The organism is Faecalibacterium sp. AF27-11BH (assembly GCF_003603005.1).
GTDB classification, from domain to species: Bacteria; Bacillota; Clostridia; order Oscillospirales; family Ruminococcaceae; genus Faecalibacterium; species Faecalibacterium taiwanense.
In genome coordinates this window covers 80,473-102,116 of record NZ_QVGS01000011.1, presented here as the reverse complement: position 1 = coordinate 102,116, position 21,644 = coordinate 80,473, and the positions used below count along the sequence as shown (strand labels likewise).

Annotated in this window: 21 protein-coding genes and 1 tRNA gene; 10 read left to right on the top strand and 12 right to left on the bottom strand. The window is 57.2% G+C overall.

Translation table 11 applies throughout. The features are described 5' to 3' along the window. Window positions 1-442 precede the first annotated feature (442 nt). Complete coding sequence (gene nrdD, locus DWY76_RS10960) at window positions 443-2,614, top strand: anaerobic ribonucleoside-triphosphate reductase (RefSeq protein ID WP_005938935.1); 2,172 nt, start codon at window positions 443-445, stop codon at window positions 2,612-2,614. A gap of 158 nt (window positions 2,615-2,772) precedes the next feature. Continuing rightward, window positions 2,773-3,330, top strand: a complete 558-nt coding sequence (gene nrdG, locus DWY76_RS10955) for an anaerobic ribonucleoside-triphosphate reductase activating protein (RefSeq protein WP_005938932.1) — start codon at window positions 2,773-2,775, stop codon at window positions 3,328-3,330. A gap of 77 nt (window positions 3,331-3,407) precedes the next feature. Here the strand turns inward: nrdG and DWY76_RS10950 are convergent, their stop codons facing one another. Beyond that, window positions 3,408-4,985 (bottom strand): RecQ family ATP-dependent DNA helicase, encoded by a 1,578-nt coding sequence (locus DWY76_RS10950; RefSeq protein WP_120081346.1) that lies wholly within the window; start codon window positions 4,983-4,985, stop codon window positions 3,408-3,410. Window positions 4,986-5,234: 249 nt separating this feature from the next. Between DWY76_RS10950 and DWY76_RS10945 the strand changes: the two genes are divergently transcribed. The 4 genes from DWY76_RS10945 to DWY76_RS10930 all read left to right on the top strand — a co-directional run bounded on the left by DWY76_RS10945 (window position 5,235) and on the right by DWY76_RS10930 (window position 8,212). Further along, window positions 5,235-6,263, top strand: coding sequence for a glycosyltransferase family 2 protein (locus DWY76_RS10945; protein WP_120081345.1), 1,029 nt, complete (start codon window positions 5,235-5,237; stop codon window positions 6,261-6,263). Between the two features lie 402 nt (window positions 6,264-6,665). After that, entirely contained in the window at window positions 6,666-6,863 is a 198-nt protein-coding gene (locus tag DWY76_RS10940; RefSeq protein ID WP_243112017.1) for a hypothetical protein, read from the top strand. Between the two features lie 144 nt (window positions 6,864-7,007). After that, entirely contained in the window at window positions 7,008-7,259 is a 252-nt protein-coding gene (locus DWY76_RS10935; RefSeq protein ID WP_005938917.1) for an AbrB/MazE/SpoVT family DNA-binding domain-containing protein, read from the top strand. A gap of 23 nt (window positions 7,260-7,282) precedes the next feature. Continuing rightward, a complete protein-coding gene (locus DWY76_RS10930; RefSeq protein ID WP_120081344.1) occupies window positions 7,283-8,212 on the top strand; it encodes an alpha/beta fold hydrolase in 930 nt (309 codons plus the stop codon). Window positions 8,213-8,393: 181 nt separating this feature from the next. Here DWY76_RS10930 and DWY76_RS10925 read toward each other — a convergent pair whose 3' ends face one another. From DWY76_RS10925 to DWY76_RS10900, 6 genes are all read right to left on the bottom strand, one after another. After that, window positions 8,394-9,884 carry a lipopolysaccharide biosynthesis protein gene (locus tag DWY76_RS10925; protein ID WP_097780775.1) on the bottom strand — a complete coding sequence of 497 codons (1,491 nt, stop codon included), beginning with the start codon at window positions 9,882-9,884 and terminating at the stop codon, window positions 8,394-8,396. Window positions 9,885-9,960: 76 nt separating this feature from the next. Continuing rightward, a complete protein-coding gene (locus tag DWY76_RS10920) occupies window positions 9,961-10,515 on the bottom strand; it encodes a YgjP-like metallopeptidase domain-containing protein (protein WP_120081343.1) in 555 nt (184 codons plus the stop codon). A gap of 4 nt (window positions 10,516-10,519) precedes the next feature. Further along, window positions 10,520-11,440, bottom strand: coding sequence for a DMT family transporter (locus tag DWY76_RS10915; RefSeq protein WP_120081342.1), 921 nt, complete (start codon window positions 11,438-11,440; stop codon window positions 10,520-10,522). Next, on the bottom strand, window positions 11,440-11,979 hold the full coding sequence (locus DWY76_RS10910; RefSeq protein ID WP_120081341.1) for a hypothetical protein: 540 nt from the start codon (window positions 11,977-11,979) through the stop codon (window positions 11,440-11,442). The genes DWY76_RS10915 and DWY76_RS10910 overlap by 1 nt, the downstream gene beginning before the upstream one ends. Window positions 11,980-12,161: 182 nt before the next feature. Further along, window positions 12,162-13,454: a family 10 glycosylhydrolase gene (locus DWY76_RS10905; RefSeq protein ID WP_120081340.1), complete on the bottom strand. Its 1,293-nt coding sequence runs from the start codon at window positions 13,452-13,454 to the stop codon at window positions 12,162-12,164. After that, on the bottom strand, window positions 13,451-13,951 hold the full coding sequence (locus DWY76_RS10900) for a hypothetical protein (RefSeq protein WP_005938897.1): 501 nt from the start codon (window positions 13,949-13,951) through the stop codon (window positions 13,451-13,453). Before DWY76_RS10900 ends, DWY76_RS10905 begins: the two co-directional genes overlap by 4 nt. A gap of 123 nt (window positions 13,952-14,074) precedes the next feature. On the opposite strand from DWY76_RS10900, the gene DWY76_RS10895 reads away from it, so the two are divergent. Next, a complete protein-coding gene (locus tag DWY76_RS10895; protein ID WP_044953353.1) occupies window positions 14,075-14,494 on the top strand; it encodes a hypothetical protein in 420 nt (139 codons plus the stop codon). A 71-nt stretch (window positions 14,495-14,565) separates the two neighbouring features. Continuing rightward, window positions 14,566-14,642, top strand: a tRNA-Ile gene (locus tag DWY76_RS10890). A 52-nt stretch (window positions 14,643-14,694) separates the two neighbouring features. On the opposite strand, the gene DWY76_RS10885 is transcribed toward DWY76_RS10890, so the two are convergent. After that, a complete protein-coding gene (locus DWY76_RS10885; RefSeq protein WP_242702980.1) occupies window positions 14,695-14,841 on the bottom strand; it encodes a hypothetical protein in 147 nt (48 codons plus the stop codon). 227 nt (window positions 14,842-15,068) lie between these two features. Here DWY76_RS10885 and DWY76_RS10880 point away from each other — a divergent pair, with 227 nt between their 5' ends. Beyond that, window positions 15,069-15,938, top strand: coding sequence for a patatin family protein (locus DWY76_RS10880; protein WP_243112015.1), 870 nt, complete (start codon window positions 15,069-15,071; stop codon window positions 15,936-15,938). Window positions 15,939-16,448: 510 nt separating this feature from the next. Beyond that, window positions 16,449-17,423, top strand: a complete 975-nt coding sequence (locus DWY76_RS10875) for a glycosyltransferase (RefSeq protein WP_044953095.1) — start codon at window positions 16,449-16,451, stop codon at window positions 17,421-17,423. A gap of 88 nt (window positions 17,424-17,511) precedes the next feature. On the opposite strand, the gene DWY76_RS10870 is transcribed toward DWY76_RS10875, so the two are convergent. The 4 genes from DWY76_RS10870 to DWY76_RS10855 are packed head-to-tail and all read right to left on the bottom strand — an operon-like array spanning window position 17,512 to window position 21,596. Beyond that, window positions 17,512-18,444 carry an ATP-binding cassette domain-containing protein gene (locus DWY76_RS10870; RefSeq protein WP_005936872.1) on the bottom strand — a complete coding sequence of 311 codons (933 nt, stop codon included), beginning with the start codon at window positions 18,442-18,444 and terminating at the stop codon, window positions 17,512-17,514. After that, on the bottom strand, window positions 18,445-19,542 hold the full coding sequence (locus tag DWY76_RS10865) for an ABC transporter ATP-binding protein (RefSeq protein WP_005936870.1): 1,098 nt from the start codon (window positions 19,540-19,542) through the stop codon (window positions 18,445-18,447). Window positions 19,543-19,555: 13 nt separating this feature from the next. Beyond that, window positions 19,556-20,659: an ABC transporter permease gene (locus tag DWY76_RS10860; RefSeq protein ID WP_005936868.1), complete on the bottom strand. Its 1,104-nt coding sequence runs from the start codon at window positions 20,657-20,659 to the stop codon at window positions 19,556-19,558. 1 nt (window position 20,660) lies between these two features. Beyond that, on the bottom strand, window positions 20,661-21,596 hold the full coding sequence (locus tag DWY76_RS10855; RefSeq protein ID WP_005936865.1) for an ABC transporter permease: 936 nt from the start codon (window positions 21,594-21,596) through the stop codon (window positions 20,661-20,663). Between the last annotated feature and the right edge of the window lie 48 nt (window positions 21,597-21,644).

Sequence of the window (21,644 nt, the reverse complement as noted above, 5' to 3'; positions counted from 1 at the left end):
TATAATACCACACCCCCGCCTCCTTGTCAACACTTTTTGACAGATTTTTTCATTCTTTTTTGCGCACGACCGGAAACGGCATCTGACCGTGAGGTATATGCGCCGCAGCTGCTTTGGTGCAGCTTGGCACAAATGCCCTTTCTCTTTACTTATATAATGTATTATAAAGCTTTCGCCGTATAATATTTTGCGATATTACACCTCGGAAACAGGTGTGCGTTGTCAAGAGGTCTTGGCTCAGATTTTATCCTGAAAATTATCCATGAATTTTGGCTAAAACTCCAAAACGCAAAATGTAGTGGTATTTTCCTTGACTTGCCACTAGATAGTGATAGAATAGAGCTACATTCAGTTTGTTGGATATCGTGTGCGCAAAACGGGTATCTCTTATTGTAAGAGATACCCGTTCACACTGTGCTTTATTTGTTAAGGAGGAGAGCCGATGAAGATCATCAAACGCAACGGTGCAGAGGTCCCCTTTGATATCACCAAGATCATCACCGCTGTTACTAAGGCCAGCGATTCTGTGAGCGGCCAGAGCCGTCTGACAAAGGACCAGATCACCCAGATCGCCGCTGCTGTTACCGACCAGTGTCAGGCGCTGAACCGCGCCGTCAGCGTAGAAGAAGTGCAGGATATGGTGGAGAACCAGCTCATGGACATCAAGGCACATGATGTGGCCCGGCACTACATCACCTACCGCTATGTGCAGAGCCTGAAGCGCCAGACCAACACCACCGATGAGCGCATCCTGAGCCTGATCGAGTGCCAGAACGAAGAGGTCAAGCAGGAGAACGCCAACAAGAACCCCACCGTGAACAGCGTACAGCGCGACTATATGGCCGGTGAGATCTCCAAAGATCTGACCGCCCGTCTGCTGCTGGATCCGGAGATCGTCAAGGCACATCAGGAGGGTCTGATCCACTTCCACGATTCCGACTACTTTGCCCAGCACATGCACAACTGCGATCTGGTGAATCTGGAGGACATGCTGCAGAACGGCACCGTCATTTCCGGCACCTATATTGAAAAGCCTCACAGCTTCTCCACCGCCTGCAACATCGCCACCCAGATCATTGCACAGGTGGCATCCAACCAGTACGGCGGCCAGAGCATCAGCCTGACCCACCTCGCCCCCTTTGTGGATGTCTCCCGCAAGAAGATCGCCGCTGAGGTAGAAGTGGAAATGGCCGGTCTGGACGTTTCTGCCGAGCGCAAGAAGGAGATCGTAGAGCGCCGCCTGCGCAGCGAGATCAACCGCGGTGTGCAGACCATCCAGTATCAGGTGGTCACGCTGATGACCACCAATGGTCAGGCCCCCTTTATCACCGTGTTCATGTATCTGGGTGAGGCGCGCAATCCGCAGGAGAAGGCAGACCTTGCCATCATCATTGAGGAGACCATCCGCCAGCGCTATCAGGGCGTGAAGAACGAGGCCGGTGTGTGGATCACCCCCGCTTTCCCCAAGCTGATCTATGTGCTGGAAGAGGACAACATCCGCCCCGGCACTCCCTACTATTATCTGACCGAGCTGGCCGCCAAGTGCACCGCAAAACGCATGGTGCCCGACTATATCTCCGAGAAGAAAATGCTGGAGCTCAAGGTGGACAAAAACGGCGAAGGCCACTGCTACACCTGCATGGGCTGCCGCAGCTTCCTGACCCCCTATGTGGACCCCGAGACCGGCAAGCCCAAATACTACGGTCGGTTCAATCAGGGCGTTGTCACCATCAATCTGGTGGACGTGGCACTCTCCTCCAAGGGCAACTTTGAGAAGTTCTGGAAGATCTTCGACGAGCGTCTGGCCCTGTGCCACCGCGCACTGCAGGCACGGCACAAGCGGCTGCTGGGCACTCCCAGCGATGCCGCCCCCATCCTGTGGCAGTACGGCGCATTGGCCCGACTGAAGAAGGGCGAAAAGATCGACAAGCTGCTGTTCGGCGGCTACTCCACCATCAGTCTGGGCTATGCCGGTCTGTATGAGTGCGTGAAGTATATGACCGGCAAGAGCCACACCGATGCCGGTGCAAAGCCCTTTGCTCTGAGCGTGATGCAGCACATGAACGACAAGTGCAACGCCTGGAAAAAGGCCGAGAACATCGACTACTCCCTCTACGGCACCCCGCTGGAATCCACCACCTACAAGTTCGCCAAGTGCCTGCAGAAGCGGTTTGGCATCGTGCCCGGTATTACCGACAAGAACTATATCACCAACAGCTACCATGTGCATGTGTCGGAGCAGATCGATGCCTTCACCAAGCTGAAGTTTGAATCCGACTTCCAGCGCCTGTCCCCGGGCGGTGCCATCAGTTATGTGGAAGTGCCCAACATGCAGGACAATCTGGAAGCCGTCATAAGTGTGCTGCAGTTCATCTATGACAACATCATGTATGCGGAGTTGAACACCAAATCCGATTACTGTCAGGTGTGCGGCTATGACGGCGAGATCAAGATCGTGGAGGATGACGGCAAGTTGGTGTGGGAGTGCCCCAAGTGCGGCAACCGCGACCAGAACAAGCTGAACGTTGCCCGCCGCACCTGCGGCTATATCGGCACCCAGTTCTGGAATCAGGGCCGCACGCAGGAGATCAAGGACCGCGTGCTGCATCTGTAATTACGATTCAAATGCCCTCCACTTCGTTCTGGGCATAACAGCGGAAAATTTTTTCTATTTCACGTTTGGAGCGGCCTGCGGGCCGCTCCAAACGTATTTTCACCGGAAGGGCCGCAACGGCAGGCTTCCATTTCTTTGTAAAGTACAGGAATCATATTATGAACTACGCAACCATCAAATACTATGACATTGCCAACGGCCCGGGGGTGCGCACCAGCGTGTTCGTGTCCGGCTGCCGCCACCACTGCCCGGGGTGCTTCAACGCCGTGGCGTGGGACTTTGACTATGGCCAGCCCTTCGACAAACCCACCCGCAACGAGGTGTTTGCATCCTGCCAGCCGGACTATATCGCGGGCCTATCGCTGCTGGGCGGCGAACCCATGGAGCCGGAAAATCAGCGGGAGCTGCTGCCCTTCGTGCGCAACTTCAAGGCCTTGTACCCGAACAAAACGGTATGGTGCTATTCCGGCTACACCTGGGAACAGCTGACCGGCAAAGAGCCAAGCCTTGCCCGGTGTGAAGCCACCGACGAGCTGCTGAGCCTGCTGGATGTGCTGGTGGACGGCGAGTTCGTGCAGGCAAAGCACGATATCTCCCTGCGGTTCCGCGGCAGCAGCAACCAGCGTCTGCTGGATGTGAAAAAGACCCTTGCCGCCGGTCAGCCCGTGTGGTGGGAGGACGAAAAGGTGTTCGCCACCCATACTATGGAAAAATAAACATAACAGAAAAGAGCGTCCGGTTTTCCACTTCCTGAACGGAACGTGTGGAAAACTGGACGCTTTCTTTTTTTGTTTTACTCTCTGCTGCCCACGGCATCCTCGATGATGCGCAGGAAGGCATTGCCGTAGCGGGCGGCTTTCTTCTCGCCCACACCGCTGATATTCAGCAGTTCATCGGTGCTCAGCGGTTTCTTCTCCACCATTTCCCGCAGGGTGGCATCGCTGAACACCATAAAGGCCGGGATATTCTGCTTTCCGGCCAGCCGCTTGCGCTGAGCATAGAGGGCATTCAGCAGCTTTTCGTCAAACTCGCTCAGCTCGCCTGCCACCGCCTTTGTGCGGCGCGGCTTCTCGGTCAGGCGGCGGGCATTATCCGCCGCGCGCCGCCGGGAATACTCCACCTGCAGCTGCGCTTCCTGCTCTGCGGCCAGACAGCAGGAGCAGTTGCCGCATTTCTTTGGTGCAGCTTCGCCGAAGTAATGCAGCAGAAATCCCCGCAGACAGTCCTGCGTGGTGGAATAGAATGTCATGTACTTGAGCCGTTCCTCGGCCTTGCGGGCAGCTTCGGCCTTCACATCGGCGGGCAGGCCGTTGTCTGCCTCCATCTCCTTTTCAATAAAGAAGCGGATGGTGCGCACATCGGTGCCGGAATAGAGCAGCGTGCACCGGGCGGGCTGTCCATCGCGGCCTGCACGGCCTGCTTCCTGATAATAGCTTTCCAGATCCTTGGGCATGTTATAGTGGATCACGAACCGCACGTTGGGCTTGTCGATGCCCATGCCGAAGGCATTGGTGGCTACCATAACCTGCACCCGGTCGTAGAGGAAATCGTCCTGATTCTTCCGCCGGGTATCCGCGTCCAGCTTGGCATGGTAGGCCGCAGCCCGGATACCGCGGCTCTGCAGCAGGCGGGCAGTCTCATCCACCTGCTTTGTGGTGCTGCAGTAGACGATGCCCGCGTTGTCACCCTCTTTCAGCACAAGATCCAGCAGCTCCTTCGGCTTCTGGCTGGGCAGGGCGCGCCGGGTCTCAAAATAGAGGTTGGGCCGGTCAAAGCTGGTGGTCACCTCGTAGGGCTTCTGCAAGGCCAGCTGTTCCCGGATGTCGTCCCGCACATGGGCGGTGGCCGTGGCCGTGAATGCGCCCACCACCGGACGGCTGGGCAGGCTGTCCACAAAGGCTTTGATGCGCAGGTAGCTGGGCCGGAAGTCCTGTCCCCACTGGCTGATGCAGTGGGCCTCGTCCACCGTCACCATGCTGATCTCCCGCTCCTGTGCAAACCGCTGGAAGCCGGGCATTTCCAGCCGCTCCGGTGCCACATAGATGATCTTGTACCAGCCTTCCCGGGCGCGGCGCAGCATCAGGGCCTTCTGGTTATCGTTCAGGCTGTTGTTCAGAAACGCCGCCGCCACGCCCGCCTGCACCAGTGCCCCCACCTGATCCTTCATCAGGCTGACCAGCGGCGACACCACGATGGTGATGCCCGGCAAAAGCAGCGCCGGCACCTGATAGCAGATGGATTTACCCGCACCGGTGGGCATCACCGCCAGTACATCCTGCCCGGCAAGCAGGCGGCTGACGATCTCCTCCTGCCCGGGGCGGAAGCTGTCGTAGCCAAATACCTTTTTTAAGATCGAGTGCGGGTTTTCCATGGGTTCCTCCGTATCATAGAATAGTTTTTTTTCTGCGCAATGTCTTCAAAACCATATCAGTATACCACAAAAGCCGGGCTTTTGCGCAGGTGCAGAGCCGTTTTTTTGGCAAAAAGCACGAAATGTCAAAGGTAATTTTTTTGCAAATGATAGCTTTTCAGGCGCGAAAATGATATAATAGGAGCACATAACTCCATGTCCGGCGTTTTTTGTGCGCCGACTGTTGATAGAAAAAGGAGCAATCATCTTATGCAGCAGAAACTCATCACCTTCGCCGTTCCGTGCTACAACTCGGCGGCATATATGCGCCATTGCATCGAGACCCTGCTTTCTGCCGGAGAGCAGGCCGAGATCATCCTTGTGGACGACGGTTCCGTGAAGGACGATACCCCCGCCATCTGCGACGAGTACGCCGCCAAATATCCCACCATCGTCAAGACCATCCATCAGGAAAATGGCGGCCACGGCGAGGGTGTGAATCAGGGCATCCGCAACGCCACAGGCCTGTACTATAAGGTAGTGGACAGCGACGACTGGCTGGACACCGACGCCCTGAAAAAGGTTCTGGCCCGCCTGACCACTCTGGTGGCCCGCGGCACCGCGCCGGACATGATGATCTGCAACTATGTGTACGAGCATGTGGAGGACAACACCACCCTGACCGTGCGCTACACCAACGTGTTCCCCCAGAACCGCCTGTTCAACTGGACCCATGTGGGCCACTTCCGCCCGGACCAGAACATCCTGATGCACTCGGTGATGTACCGCACCGAGGTGCTGCGCAAGTGCGGCATGGTGCTGCCCAAGCACACCTTCTATGTGGACAACATTTTTGTCTACCAGCCCCTGCCCTATGTCAAGAGCATGTACTACATGGATCTGGATCTGTACCGCTACTTCATCGGCCGTGCCGACCAGAGCGTGAACGAGAGCATCATGGTCAAGCGGGTGGATCAGCAGCTGCGGGTCACCCGGCACATGATCGACTGTCAGGATCTGGATGAGCTGAAGGATCAGAAACGTCTGCACGCCTACATGGTGCACTATCTGTCCGTGATGATGGCTGTGAGCGACATCTTCCTGCTGCTGGACGGCAGCGACGAGGCAAAGGCCAAGCGCACCGGGCTGTGGCAGTACCTCAAGGATCACGTAAGCACCGGCGTTTACCGCGCCGTGCGCTACAATCTGGGCGGTCTGACCGACCTGAAGTTCCCCGGCGGCGACAAGCTCACTCTGGGCGTGTACCGCCAGCTGCGCAAGGTCTTCAAGTTCAACTGATTGTTTGAAATTTACTTCTTCCGTCACGTCTTACGCCGTGCCAGCTTCCTCAAAGAGGGAGCCTTTGGCAGAATGGAACACTTCTCCTTCTCGCCAGAGCCTCCCTCCGTGAGAAAGACTCCCCCGGCCGGGGGAGGTGGCACGAAAGTGCCAGAAGGGGAATGGGTGGCATCTCGCAGCGATGACGGAAGGAGTTTCTTTTATTTGCCCGACCGGAGCTCTTTGCCGGGGCTCCATATTCCGGTTGCTTTTTGTCTGGGCGGATAGTATATTGGACGTATATGCGTCTTTTCTGGCTGTGCTGCGTTTTCCCTTTTCGTTCTTTCCTTTCGCTGATCGCGGGCCCGCTGCAGTGATGCTATCCAGAAGTACCTCGGCATCACCCTGCTGCCGCAGGCCGGTGTGGCACTGGGCATGGCTGCCACAGCCGCCCAGCTCTCGGACGGCCACATGGTGCGCAACGTGGTGCTGTTCTCGGTGCTGGTGTATGAGCTGGCAGGCCCCACGCTGACCAAGATCGCACTGACTGCCGCTGGAGAGATCCGTCCCGAGGGACGCACCAGCGCCCGTGTGGAGAACAAGCCGGAAGAAGTTGTATAAAAGGTTGTTTTTTGTCGAAATGTCACGCAATCATTGACGAACGCTGTTATTTTTTGTATACTGAGCATAGTGCCACTGGAACAATTTTCCTATTGTGTCACAGACTGGCTATCACAGGAAAAGGATAAAGGAGAATGGAATACTATGAAAAGTACCGGTATCGTCCGCGGCATCGATGCGCTGGGCCGCATCGTTCTGCCCAAGGAGCTGCGCACCAGTATGCATCTGGACACTGACACCAAGCTGGAGATCTTTGTGGATGGCGACTCCATCGTGCTCAAAAAGCATCGGCCCGCCGGCAGCTGCGATTTCTGCGGCGAGGTGGATGAGTCTTCGGTGCAGTTTGCGGGCTACTGCATCTGCCCGGCCTGCCGCCGCAAGATCGGTGCACTGTAAAACACAAAAAAGGAGGCTCTGCTATGAGCCAGATGATCGATTTCACCGTCCCGTCCACTGTGCCGGGGCGGACTTTGCATGCCTTCCGCTGTGTGCCGGAAGGTGAAGTAAAGGCGGTTCTGCAGCTGTCCCACGGCATGGTGGAATTTATTGACCGCTACAAGCCGCTGGCGGAATATCTGGCCGGGCGGGGCATTCTTGTTACCGGCCACGACCATTTGGGCCACGGCGGCTCCATCCGCACCAAAGCGGACTACGGCTACTTTGCCGAGCCGGACGGCAACCGCGCCGTTCTGGCCGACCTGCACGCCATGACCGTGCGCACCAAAGAGCTGTACCCGGGCGTGCCTTATTTTCTGCTGGGGCACAGCATGGGTTCGTTCTATGCCCGGCAGTATTTGTGCGAATACGGCCATGAGCTGGACGGAGCCATCATCATGGGCACCGGCTTCCAGCCCAAGGCACTGGTGCAGTTTGCCAAGACCCTCTGCCGGGTGCTGGCGGTCTTTCATGGCTGGCAGTACCGCAGCAAGTTCGTGGCCAACATGTCCTTTATGGGCTACAACAAAGGGCTGGAGGGCCGCACCACCCACGACTGGCTCAACCGCGATCAGGCCGAGGTGGACAAATATCTGGCCGACGAACGCTGCACCTTTACCTTTACGCTGAACGCCTACTACAGCATGTTCAGCGGCATCCTGCGCCTGCACGACCCGGCGTTCCTTGCAAAAATGCCCAAAGACCTGCCGCTGCTGTTCTTGGCTGGCGATGCCGACCCGGTGGGCGAACAGGGCAAGGGCGTGCAGCGTGCCATCCAGAGCCTGAAAGATGCCGGTGTGCAGAACATTGAGTGCAAGCTGTACCCCGGTGCCCGGCATGAACTGCTGGTGGAAACGAACCATCAGGAAGTGTTTGAAGATATCGGCAGCTGGCTGGAAAAGCATCTTGCCTGATCTGCTGCATCCGTTTTACCGTCATTCTGAGGAATGGCGGTACTTTTTGCCCTAATGGCTGGCGGCACTTTTGCCAGCCTGACCGGCAAAAATGCCCGGCACTGAACGTTTTCCCGATTGCTGAAAAAGTCCCCGGAACCAGCGTTCTGGGGACTTTCTGCGTTTATTTTCAGTTATGCTGTTATGCTTTCTTGGGTGCGATCCAGCCGTCGATCACATTTACCAGTGCCTTGCCGCGGCGGCCCAGAAGCTTGGGCAGCAGGACACGGGCCATGGCCCACACACCGGCAAAGTTGTACAGGATGATCAGCGCCGTGATGATTCCGGTCCACAGGCCATAGAGCGGCGTTTCGGCCAGCAGCACAAAGGCTTCGATCACCAGCGCGGCGGCGTTCACCAGCACGCGGCCCGGATGTACCTGCATCCCGATCATGCGGTGGGCATCGATGGCGCGCAGGGTGAACACCAGCGCAAGGCCAAGGAAGGACGCATAGGTAGCGCCCACAGGCCCCCACCACTTGATGAAGAAGTAGTTCATGATGCAGTTGCTCACAGCACCCGCCATCATGGTGATCATGCTGCGGGTGGACTTTTTATTCACCACATACACGCTGTTCATGAACTGGTTGAAGCAGCTGCAGGTGGAAGCCAGCACAAGGAACGGCACAAAGTGCCATGCATAGTAGTAGTTGGACTTCATCACGTGCATCACCGGGCGGCACAGCCAGATGATACCGGCTGCGCAGCAGAACAGCACACTGGAATAGGTGCGGAAAATTTTGGTAAAGAACTTTGCGCGGCCCTCTTCCTCGGTCACAGCGGAAAGCTGCCATGCATCGTAGAAGATCAGGCCCAGCGTAGTAAGGATGGTGGGCAAGAAATAGCCGGTGGAAAGCAGGCCGCTCCATGCATTGCCGTCGCGGCCGTCCAGACCGTTGCACATCTCACGCACAAAGAACAGGTCGGATGCGTTGATGATCCAGAAGCTGATCTGTGCCGGGATCATGGGCAGCGAGAAGCGCAGCATCTGCTTCCACAGATCCTTGTTGATGCCCTTCAGCTCCACATAGTTCCACAGCTTGCCGGTGAACATCAGGAACAGCACACTGGCAAGGTCGCCGCTGATGATGGCCAGCAGGTAGCCGTTGGCACCCCACTTGAAGCCCACCAGATACAGCACGTAGAAAGCCATGGTGGCCACGGTGCACAGCACGCCGTCCACGGCCACCAGCTTGTTCCACTGGCGGCTGCGCACAAACTGGGTGCACAGGGTGCGCAGGCAGCTCATGAGCACATAGATGTAAATGAGCAGGCCGTACTGTGCCATATCGGGCAGGAACTGCGCAATGGGCCAGCACAGCACCAGAATGCCAAAGCCGCCCAGAATGGTCAGCAGGCCGTTGGTGAACACCTGTTTTTCGCTGTTGCCCTTGTCCAGACCAAAGCGGATGATGGCGTTGGACATGCCCATGGACACGAACGGGATGAGCAGGTTCGCGTACTGGCTCAGGATCTTGGAAAGGCCCAGATCGGAGATCTCCGCCATTGCATAGGTCAGGAACGGCTGGACGATCAGGGTGAGCAGCTTTGACGAAAAGCTGGAAATGGCAAAGATCAATGTGTTGCCGGCAAGCTTTGAATATTTATCGCCGGACTTTTTTTCGTTTTCCAAGGGAACTTCCCTCCTGTTTTACAATTCGGATGCGGGCCGGTCTGTGACCGCCCGCATCCGCTTTCCCACTATTTAGTCACTTTAAAAGCGCCCGCCGGGCTTTCCAGTCCGGCAGCAGCTTTGCCACCTCGGCCCAGAACGCCGGGCTGTGGTTGGGCTGCAAAAAGTGGCAGTACTCATGCACTACCACATAAATCTGCGCCGCCGGGGGCATATGATACAGCTGCAGCGCAAAGGTGATCTGCCGTTTTGCCATAAAGCACACGCCCCACCGGCTGGTCATGCTGCGCACTTTGATAACAGGCTTGTGCCCGCCCAGCACTCCGGCAAAGGCCGGGTAGACCTTATCGCTCATGGCCGTAAAATAGGCCAGCGCTGTTTCCTTATCCGGCAGAGGCCGCGCTTCCTTCGCTGCGCGCCGCACAGCACGTTCCCGGGCCTGCTGCACCCAGTCGGCGCGTGCGGCCACAAAGCGGTCTGCCGCTTCTGCACTTGTCCGCAAGGGGATGCTCACCGCCACGGTGCCATCCTCCCGCACACGGATGTTCAGGTTCTTGACCCGTTTGCGGGTCAGCTCGTATTGGATGCCGCCTGCCGTGCGCAGCTGTGTCTCCTGCTTTCTGCCCGCCATGAGGTCAGGTAGTCTTTTTTGCCCGGTGCAGCATTTCCAGCGGCAGCTGGGCCAGCACCACAGCAGCAAAGATCAGCACACAGCCAAAGACTTCCCGGGCAGAAAGGTTCTGGTGCAGCAGCATCCAGCCGCCCAGCGCACTGAACACGCTTTCCAGACACATGATCAGGCTGGCAATGGCAGGGTTCAGATCCCGCTGGCCCAGGATCTGCAGGGTGTAGGCCACGCCACTGGACATGATGCCGCAGTAGAGGATCGGCAGCGCATTCTCCGCGAACTGCGCTGCGGAAGGTGTCTCGAACAGCAGAGCCGCAGCGGTGCTTTCCACCGACACCACCAGAAACTCGGCAAGGCTCAGCCGCACGCCGTCCACCTGCGGGGAAAAGTGGTCCACCGCAATGATCTGGAAGCTGAACAGCACCGCACAGCTCAGCAGGAGCCAGTCGCTGGACTCGATGCTGCCAAAGCCGTTTTTCATGCACAGCAGGTACAGGCCCAGCACGGCTACCACCATGCTCACCCACAGCTGCGCGCTGCCCTTACGGCCCAGAAACAGGCCGAACACCGGCACCAGCACCACGTACATGGCGGTCAGGAAGCCGGCCTTTGCCGTGGACGGATTGATGGTAATGCCGATCTGCTGTGCAGCGGAAGCAGCAAACAGAAGGGTGCCGCACACAAAGCCTGCCGCCAGCAGCTTTTTCTTCTCGGCAGCAGTTTTGGGCTTTGCATCGGTGCCGCTTTTGCGGCGGATGGCATCAAACACCATCACCGTGGGGATCAGCACCAGTACAGCCAGCCAGCTGCGCCCGGCCAGAAAGCTGTAGGCTCCCATGCCGGAACCGGCGCTCTGGGCCACAAAGGCTGTGCCCCAAATAAGGGAGCACAGCAGCAAAAGCAGAGAGTTCTTGGTTTGTGTGCTCATCAGCCAATTCCCTCCACCTTCAGCAGGCCGTACAGGTAGTACTTGCTGGAGTCATAGGAGATGGTCACACGGTACTGCGCCGCCGGGTCCAGCCCGGAGATGGTGCAGCGGTAGTCGGTGCCGTCGGTATGGATATAATAGGTGCTGTCGGCTACATACTCTGCGCCGCCGTCCACCTTTTTCCACACGGCCACCTTGAACCGCTGGGTGCCCTCAGCCGTGCCGCAACCCATAATACTCAGCGTGCCGGAGGGCACGGTAAAGTAGCTGGTCTGGCGGCTCCAGATGCCGTTGAACACTGCATACAGGCAGCCATCCGCCGTGGCCGTGGCAAACTTGGCCGAGGAGTCTGCAATGCCCTGAATGATCAGCGGATCACTGGTCTGGTCGGCCCAGCGGGTAGTGTCCTCTTCCTGCACTTCGTCCGAAGTGCCCGATGCCTTGTGCACGATGCTCTTCAGGGTGTCCTTGCAGCCGATTAGGCCCACTGCAAGCACCAGCGCCATCAGCAGCACAACGATCCTTTTTTTCATCTTCATACGTTTCCTCACGAAGCAATGCGCTTCTCTTTGTTTTTCATCCCTCCGCCCTGTTCTTGTACAGAGCAGACACAGATATAGTATACCGCATTTTCCGGCGCTGTACAAGACATTTGTCCTGTGCCGTACTGCAAGAAAAGCCCCGCCGGGGCTTTTCTTTTTGTGCGGTTTGCCGCCTGATTTTACGTTTCTTTGCCAGTGACCGCCCGCAGGGCAGCACACTCGGCAGCGGCCTGCTCCGGTGCACCCGCACCAAACAGACTGCCGTACCGGTACAGCGCCCAGCCGCCCGCGTTTTGACTGCGCAGGTCCTGCACCTGCCGGGCCAGCACATCGCCGGTGCTCCAGCCGCTTACGCTGTCCGGGTTCGCGCCGCCGTCACCGGTGCCCACGCGGTACGCGCCCAGCCCGAAGTACAGGGCCACGCCCTCTGCGCGCGGGTACGCCAGCCACGCGGGCACGATGTTCTCAAAGGCAAATCGGGTGCTGCCGCTCTGCAGCGTGTAGCCATAGCCCCAGTAGATCTGCGGGCAGAGATAATCCACCACCTGTTCTTCCCCGCCTGCAGCCAGCCACGCCGTCACATCGCTGTACTGGCTGTTGAGGTCGTTGTCGGGATTCCCCTGCGGACTGATGCCAAAGCGCAGCGTCGGGTCTGCAGTCTTCACCGCGTCGTGCACCTTCTTGACCAGAGCGGTCACGTTCTGCCGCCGCCATGCTGCAAGGTCTGCCGCACCGCTGGCCGCAAACTGCGCCGCATCGATGCTTTCTTCGGTCGCAGGGTAAAAATAATCGTCAAAGTGGATGCCGTCCACCGCGTAGTTCTGCAAAAGCTCGGCCACGCCCTGCACCACATAGTCCGCCGCTGCAGGCTCGGCCGGGTTCAGATACAGCCCGTCGCCCACTGCACACACCCATTCCGGGTGGGTGTTGGCAAGGTTGTTCTCTGCCAGATTCGGCGGCATGGCTGCAGAGGACCGCAGCCGGTAGGGGTTCAGCCACGCTTCCACCGAAAGGCCGCGCCCGTGGGCCTCCTGCAAAAGGATGTCCAGCGGGTCAAAACCGGGGTCCTGCCCCTGCACGCCGGTGCACAGGTGGCTCCACGGGAACAGCTGGCTTTTGTAAAGTGCATCCCCGAAGGGCCGCACCTGCGCAAGCACCGTGTTCAGCCCAAGGCCCGCGCAGTTTTCCAGCATTTGCACGCACCCGGCGCGGAAGGCATCCGCCGAGGAAAAATCCATTGCTGCCCATTCCAGATAGCTCACCCATACAGCCCGCCACTCGCCTGCAGGCAGGGCGGGGTTCTCAACAGGCTGTTTTTCTGCTTTCGTTTTGTCCTGTTTGGAAAACTTTTTTCTGCGCAGCCACAGCCCCGCACCCACACAGGCAGCAGCACCGGCCCCCGCCAGAAAGGTGCGCCGGTTCACACGGCGCGGTTCCGCTTCCGTTTTTTTGGACTTGCGCCGCTGGGTCACAGGGTCTCCTCCTGGGTCTTATACAGCACAAGCGCTGCCCAGCCCCGGGCGCAGGCCAGCAGCACGAACATGATGTTCGTCCAGAAGGCAAGGGCGCTCATGCCCGCATACTTCGTCAGCAGCCAGAACAAAAGGCGCAGCGCTTCCGAAATGCACACCAGCTGCAGCGGGCGCTGGATGGGCCTGCCGTGGCCGTACTCGATGGCAAGCAGGCCCGGCCACACCAGTGCCGAGCACAGGTCGCCCGCCCAGCCGCCTGCAGCCAGCTTGCTGAGCATCAGCAGCACGAACACCAGCGTGTAGCTGCGCTTATCCTTGGCGGGAGCACCCTTCTGTGCGGCCAAAAACAGCACTGCAATGCCGGTGATGCAGAACACGATCAGTTCCAGCCCCGAAAAATCCATGCCGCCCAGCACGGCAAAGCCGCCCAGCATGGACATTGCCGCTGCCGCCAGCAGGAAAAAGTACCAGGTCTTGCGTGTAAATTTGAGCTTCATTGTGTTCCTCCCGCCTGCAGCAGTGCGCAGGCTCCTGACAAAATTTTCAAAGAATTAAAAATATTATAGCACAAAAGTATGCGGGTTGTGTTACAATAAGAAAAACTCTTCAGGAGGATCTTCATGAACGCCGCAGTTTCCATCGTCCTGCTTGCCGCCGTACTTGGCGTGATCGTTTTTCTTTTGTCCCGGCGCGAGAATACCCGCCGCAGCCAGTACGGCCCCGCCGGCCTTTCGGAGTTCCGCACCGACCTGCCGCTGGACGAGTGCTTCGACCGGCTGGACGAGCACAGGGACGCCGACGAGTTCGTGTACGAGTGCCGCCGGGAAAAGGACGGCGGCTTTCTGCTGCATCTCACCCTGCACCAGCCCACCCAGCAGCCGCTGGACACCCTGTATACCCTCCGGCTGGACCCCGGTCGTCAGACCGTAGTGACCCTGATCTTCATCCGCGAAGCCTTTGGCTACAAGGAGCCGCTGTTCCCGCAGGAAATGCTTGATCGTTTTATGCAGCAGAAGCTGGATGCCCACCGCACCAAATAAAGTTTTGTGTAAATGCTTTTCATTTTGCGCTGTTTTTGGTATACTTGTAAGTGCTGCAGCGTAGAATATGCGGGCTAGTAGCTCAGTTGGTCAGAGCTGGCGGCTCATAACCGCTTGGTCCCGGGTTCAAGTCCTGGCTGGCCCACCAAAAAAGCACGAGATTTTGCTCTCGTGCTTTTCTTTTTGCATGAATAGGCGCTTTACTTGTACAATTCTTTGCTCATCTGTTTCCGAATCTCATCACGTCGTCTGTCGTAGACCTGCGTGTAGATTGCAAGGGTCGTGCTGGGCTGAGCGCGTCCGGCTTCTGCGGCCACCGTTGCCACACCGATATTGGGATTAGACAACAGAATGCTGACGAAGGCGTGCCGGAACATATGCGGATGGATTTTTTCGATTAGGGGTACATATCACAGAGCACATGATACGCTGGCCGTTTTTGTTTGCCCCCCATTGCGGCAGATCCTGCTTTCTGCCGCAAATTGCATCAGATCCCGCCGTTTGCTCAATGAGTATTTCCCGCCGTCCCGTTATACTGGGAGAGAAATGGAATTAAACGATGGAGGAACAGACCATGAAATACGGTGTCATCGATGTGGGTGGCGGCCTGCGGGGCATTTACGGCGCTGGCGTGCTGGACCGCTGCCTGGAGGAGGACCTCCGCTTCGATCTCTGCATCGGCGTTTCGGCGGGCAGCGCCAATATGACGTCCTATCTGGCAGGCCAGCATGGGCGGAACAAGCCCTTTTACGATGAATACTCCTTCCGCAGGGAGTACATGAGCGTGCACAACCTCATCCGCAAGCACTCCTATCTCGATCTGGGCTATGTCTACGGCACCCTCAGCAATGCAGGCGGCGAGAATCCGCTGGATTACGCGGCGCTTGCCCGCAGCCCGGCAGAGCTCTGCGTGGTGGCCGCTAATGCACAGAACGGCGAGGCGCAGTATTTCACCAAGGCAGACTTCCACCCGGACGACTACCGCGTCCTCATGGCGTCCTGCTGCATCCCGGTCATCGACCAGCCCTGCGTCATCGACGGCGTGCCTTATTTTGATGGCGGCCTGGCCGACCCCGTCCCGCTGGAATGGGCCTTTGCCCACGGCTGCGACCGGGTGGCTCTCATCCTGACCAAGCCCATCGGGCTGGTGAGTAGTAATGCCCGGGACGAGCATCTGGCACACCTGCTGCAGTCGCATTACCCCGCTGCAGCCGAGGGGCTGCGCCGCCGGGCATGGCGGTACAACACAGCTGTCCAGCGGGCGCGGGAGCTGGAGCGACAGGGCCTTGTCTGCATCATCGCCCCGGACAGCACCGAGGGAATGTCCACCCTGACCAAGAACCGCGCCGGCCTTGAAAAAATGTACGCCAAAGGCAAACAGGACGCCGAAGCGCTGGTGCGGTGGATGCAAAACACCAAACAAGATGAATCGGTGGGCACCTAGAGATGAAACCCGTTCACTTCCCTTGACAATATCCGCCCCGGACATTATACATATGATATGTACATACAGACAAAGGAGCCTGGAGCGGTATCGCTCTGGGCTTTTTGCATTTTGTTGTTCTGCTGCGGACAGATAGAGGGGGTCCGCAGCAGAGGAGTAGAAAACCTCCTTCCCGATTTCTGCAAAAGAAAAAGCTCACCTTCAATTTTAGAAAGTGAGCCATGTAAATCCAAAATAGTAACAGTAAGTGTCGAGTTTCGTACCCAAAAATTCTTGGGTACGGTTCTGGGTACAAAGAGCCGTTTTAGAGACAAAAAGCCACCAAAAGTTACATCAAAGTACACAAAGGCACTTTCATGGAATTATCAGACAGTCACAAGATTTCACAAGAAAAACGGGATTTCAAAATTAGCGACGTTCTCATAACCGCTTGAACCCAAAACTTATAAAGTTCTCATTGCGGAATCCCTGCTCCCATGATATGATTAAACCAGCTTGGAGGAGGATATCATGCAGAATACAAATAACGAACTCGTGTCCGTCATTGTTCCGGTATATAAAGTAGAGCCCTATTTGGACCGGTGTGTCGCCAGCATTCTGGCCCAGACATATCCGAACCTTGAGGTGATCCTGGTCGATGATGGTTCTCCCGATAACTGCCCTGCACTCTGTGATGCATGGGCACAGCGGGACGCACGCATCAGGGTCATCCATAAGAAAAACGGCGGCCAATCCGATGCCCGGAATGTGGGACTGGATGCGGCATCCGGTGCGTACATCTCCTTTGTTGACAGCGATGATTACATTGCAGAAAATTTCATCGAGACCCTTTATGATCTGCTCCATGAGTACCACACCGATATTTCTGCCGTCCATTGGAAACTCGTCTATGCTGACGCGCCGGAGGTCCCTGCTCCGCTTTCTTCCCGAAACGTTACGCTCTTTCAGGGTGCTGATGCCATCCGGGAGCTTTTTACGGAGGATACCTACGCATGTTATGCATGGAATAAATTATGCAAACGGGAACTGTTTGACACCATCCGGTTTCCGGTCGGTCGTGTTATGGAAGATCTTGGCATTGCACACAAGATCCTGTTCGACGCAGGGCAGATCGTGTACTCGGACGAACCCCTGTATTACTATTATCAGCGCGATGGCAGCACTCTCCATACAGACTGTATAAAGTTCTTTCAGGACAGGCTTGCGATGGTCACAGAGCGTTATCTGTTTCTTGAAAAGCTGTACCCCGACATGCTGGAAAACGATGCCTATTTTGTGGATATGGCCCTGAATGATTACCCGATCCTCTATCGTTCTGCCTTAGACCCTGAATCGGATCAGCTCATCCGTCATGCCTACCAAAAGAGCCGTTCTATTTTGTCCTTCTACAATAAAATGCGCTTTGCCTTTTTCAGCCGGAGCAAAGCCCTGTACTACTTTATCGAACGCCGCAACTGCAACCTTGCCCGCTACGATAACTGCTGAATCTCCTGCATTCCATTCCTTTCTGCGTAATTATAATAAAACAAAGAAGGAGCGTTTCCACGCGGGAACGCTCCTTCTTTGTTTACTATCATTTACACCATTTTGCAAACTCTTCGTCGGTGCACTTGACATAGTGGCTGCCGCTCACATGGTGATCGGTGCCCTTGTTGTAATCGATGCCGGAAGTGGCGTAGTCGTAGGTCTCAGCCACGCGGCGTTTTTCCACCACGGGGTTCGGCAGCGGGATGGCCGACAGCAGGCTGCGGGTGTAGGGGTGGATGGGATTCTCGAAGATCTCTTCGGTCGTACCCGTCTCCAGCAGGTGGCCCAGATGCAGCACGCCGATGCGGTCCGAGATGTACTTGACCATGGAAAGGTCATGCGCAATGAACAGGTAGGCCGTGCCGGTCTCCTGCTGGATATCCTTCATCAGGTTGACCACCTGCGCCTGAATGGACACGTCCAGCGCCGAGATGCACTCATCTGCGATGATGAGCTTGGGGTTCATGATGAGGGCGCGGGCAATGCCCACGCGCTGGCGCTGGCCGCCAGAGAACTGGTGGGGATAGCGCTCGGCATGTTCGGGCGCAAGGCCCACCTTGGCCAGAATTTTCTCCACCTTTTCGCGGCGCTCTTCGCGGGTCTTGTACATGTGGTGGATGTCCAGACCCTCGCCGATGATATCCTCCACCTTCTTGCGGGGGTTCAGGGATGCCATGGGGTCCTGAAAGATCATCTGCATCTGGGTGCGCAGCGTATCGTTCTGCACGCGGCTCAGCCTGCCGCTGATATCATGCCCATCAAAGGTGATCTTGCCGGCAGTGGGGTCATACAGGCGGATGACGCTGCGGCCGATGGTGGACTTGCCGGAACCGGACTCGCCCACCAGACCATAGGTCTCGCCGGGATAGATCTCAAAGCTGACATTGTCCACAGCCTTGACGGTATAGCTCTTGCTCACGCGGAAATACTGCTTCAGGCCCTCGACCTTCAACAGCGGAGCAGCATTCTGTCCTGCCATTTATTCCGCCTCCTTGATCTTTTCTGCCTCGGCACGCATGCGGGCAATGCGCTGAGCAAGCTCAGGCGGCATGTCCACCTTGGGTGCGCGGGGGTCCAGCAGCCATGTAGCTGCATAGTGGGTGTCGCTGATCTTGAACATGGGCGGGTCCACTTCGTCGTCGATGTTCAGGGCAAAATGGTTGCGCGGCGCAAAGGCATCGCCCTGCTTCTCATGCAGCAGGTTCGGCGGCGAACCCGGAATGGTGTACAGACGGTCGTCTGCGGTGTCCAGATCGGGCATGGCGGAAAGCAGGCCCCATGTGTAGGGGTGGCGCGGCTCGTAGAAGATCTCATCGATGGTGCCGGTCTCCACGATCTTGCCTGCGTACATCACGTCCACATAATCGGCCACCTTTGCCACAACGCCCAGATCGTGGGTGATGTAAATGACAGAGATGCCGCGCTCACGCTGGATGCTGCGGATCAACTCCAGAATTTTGGCCTGAATGGTCACATCCAGTGCCGTGGTGGGCTCGTCACAGATCAGCAGGTCGGGGTCGCAGGCCAGTGCAATGGCAATGACCACGCGCTGGCGCATACCGCCGGACAGCTGGTGCGGGTAGCTCTTCATGCGCTTTTCGGCATCGGTGATGCCCACCTCTTCCAGCAGCTGCACAGCCTTTTTGTAGGCGGCATCCTTGGGCATCTTGTAGTGCCACAGCATGCCCTCCATGATCTGCTTGCCGATGGGCATGGTGGGGTCAAGGCTGGTCATGGGATCCTGAAACACCATGGCGATGCGCTTGCCGTTGATGTGGCGGCGGATCCACTTTTTGTCCTTCTGCAGCAGATCCACCGTCTCGGGGCTGCCATCAGCGTGATGGTAGCTGAACTGGATGGAGCCGCTGTTCACAATGGCGTTCTGTGCCAGAATGCCCATGGCGGCTTTCATGGTAACGGACTTGCCGGAGCCGGATTCGCCCACCAGCGCCACTGTTTCGCCCTTGTACAGGTCGATGTTCACGCCGCGGATGGCGTGCACCGGGCCTGCGGTGGTCTTAAAGGTGATATCAAGGTCTCGCACCGACAAGACCTGTTCTTTTTTCTTTTCAGGCATGGGGTGTTCCTCCTTACATACTCTTCATCTTGGGGTCCAGCGCCTCGCGCAGGCCGTCGGCCACGAGGTTGAAGCTCATCATCAGCAGACTCATGACCACCATCGGCGGGATGATCTGATAAGGATGGGTGGTAAAGCTGTTGTACAGCTCGCTGATCAGAGAACCCAGCGAGCACTGCGGCACCGGGATGCCCAGACCCACAAAGGACAGGAATGCCTCGGTGAAAATTGCGGTGGGGATGCTGAACATGACCTGCGTGATGATAGGTCCGATGATGTTGGGCAGCACTTCCTTGAAGATGATGAAGAAGCTGCCTGCACCCAGCGTGCGGGAGGCCAGCACGAACTCCTGATCCTTCAGCTTGAGCATCTCAGCGCGGGCAATGCGGCTCATGCCCACCCACTCGGTGAGCATCAGAGCAAAGATAATGGTGATCATGCCGGGCTTGAGCACCAGCAGAAGCAGCGTGACGATCACCAGACGGGGGATGCCGTTGGCAACTTCCAGAAAACGCTGCATCATCATATCCACCTTGCCGCCAAAGTAGCCGGAAATCAGGCCGTAGCTCATGCCGATGACCATATCGATGATGGCGGCGGCAACCGCGATGATCAGGGACACGCGGGCACCCTCCCAGGTACGGGTCCAGATATCGCGGCCATAGGTGTCGCTGCCGAACCAGTAGTAGACATCCTCCTTGCCCTTTTCCACATAGGCATTCACTGTCTTGGAACCGGTGGTGGTGCTCATTTTCTCGTCACCGTTGAAGATGCCGAAGTTCTCCAGCACCTGCACGCGGGGCGCAAAGTTTTTCTGGCTCAGCTCCTGACCGGAGTAGGTATACTCGTTCATGCCGGGGCCAAATGCCGCCAGCAGCACGATAAAGACAACGAGGATCAGGCCGAGCACCGCGCTCTTTTTGCGGAAGAAGCGCACCCGCACATCCTTCCAGAAGCTCTGTGCGGCAAAGTTCGAGTCCATTGCGATCTCTGCGTCGTTATGCTTGAGCACAAAGTCCTTCTCGTTGAAGGTATGCTCGGAATACATGGTATCCACTGCGCTGACGATGGCATCAGCCGTGGCTTCGCCGCCCAGGCGAATCGCTTTTTCTGCCATATCAGTCGTCCCCCTTTGCCAAGCGGATGCGCGGGTCGATGATGCCATACAGCAGGTCAACGACCAGCATGATGCCAATGTACATGGCGCTGTAGATGAAGCTCAGGCTGATGACCACATTGTAGTCGTTGGACTGGATGGCCGTCACCAGCAGGCTGCCCACGCCGGGAATGGCGAAGATCTTCTCCACCACCAGCGAGCCGGTCATCAGGTCCACGATCAGCGGGGCCAGCACGGTGATAATGGGGATCAGCGCGTTGCGCAGCGCGTGGCGGAAGATCAGCGCCGGGCCGGAAATGCCCTTGCTCTCGGCCAGCAGCATATAATCGGAGTCCAGAACTTCGATCATTTCACTGCGGGTAAAGCGGGCAATGGAAGCCATGGTGAACATGGACAGCGAGATGCTGGGCAGCACACTGGAGCCGAACACGTCCTTTGCGGAGAACAGCATGGGGAACCACTTGAGCTTGAAGCCAAAGGTATAGCTCAGGGCCAGTGCGATCACGTAAGACGGCACCGACACGCCGATGACCGAGATGATGGTGGCCAGAGTGTCGAAGATGGTGTCCCGCTTGAGGGCTGCAATGATGCCGAGCACAAGGCCCACGATGGCACCCAGTGTAACAGCCATGCCGCCCACACGGATGGAAATGGGCAGACGGGACTGGATCAGCTGGGAGATGGGCGTGTTCTTGGAGATATTGTAGCTGACGCCGAAGTCACCGCGCAGCATGTTGGTCACATAGCGGAAGAACTGCACATAGATCGGCTGATCCAGACCGTACTTTGCGTACAGGGATGCGCGCATTTCCGGCGTCAGCTTTTCATCGTTGAAGGGCGAACCGGGCATCAGCTGCATGAGGATGAACAACACCAGCAGGATGGCCAGCAGCGTAAACAACGAAGTGATGATACGCTTGAGCGTGTATTTTTTCACGTTGGGTAGACCCCCTTAAAGTTTCTTCTTCTCCCTGCTCAAGACAGG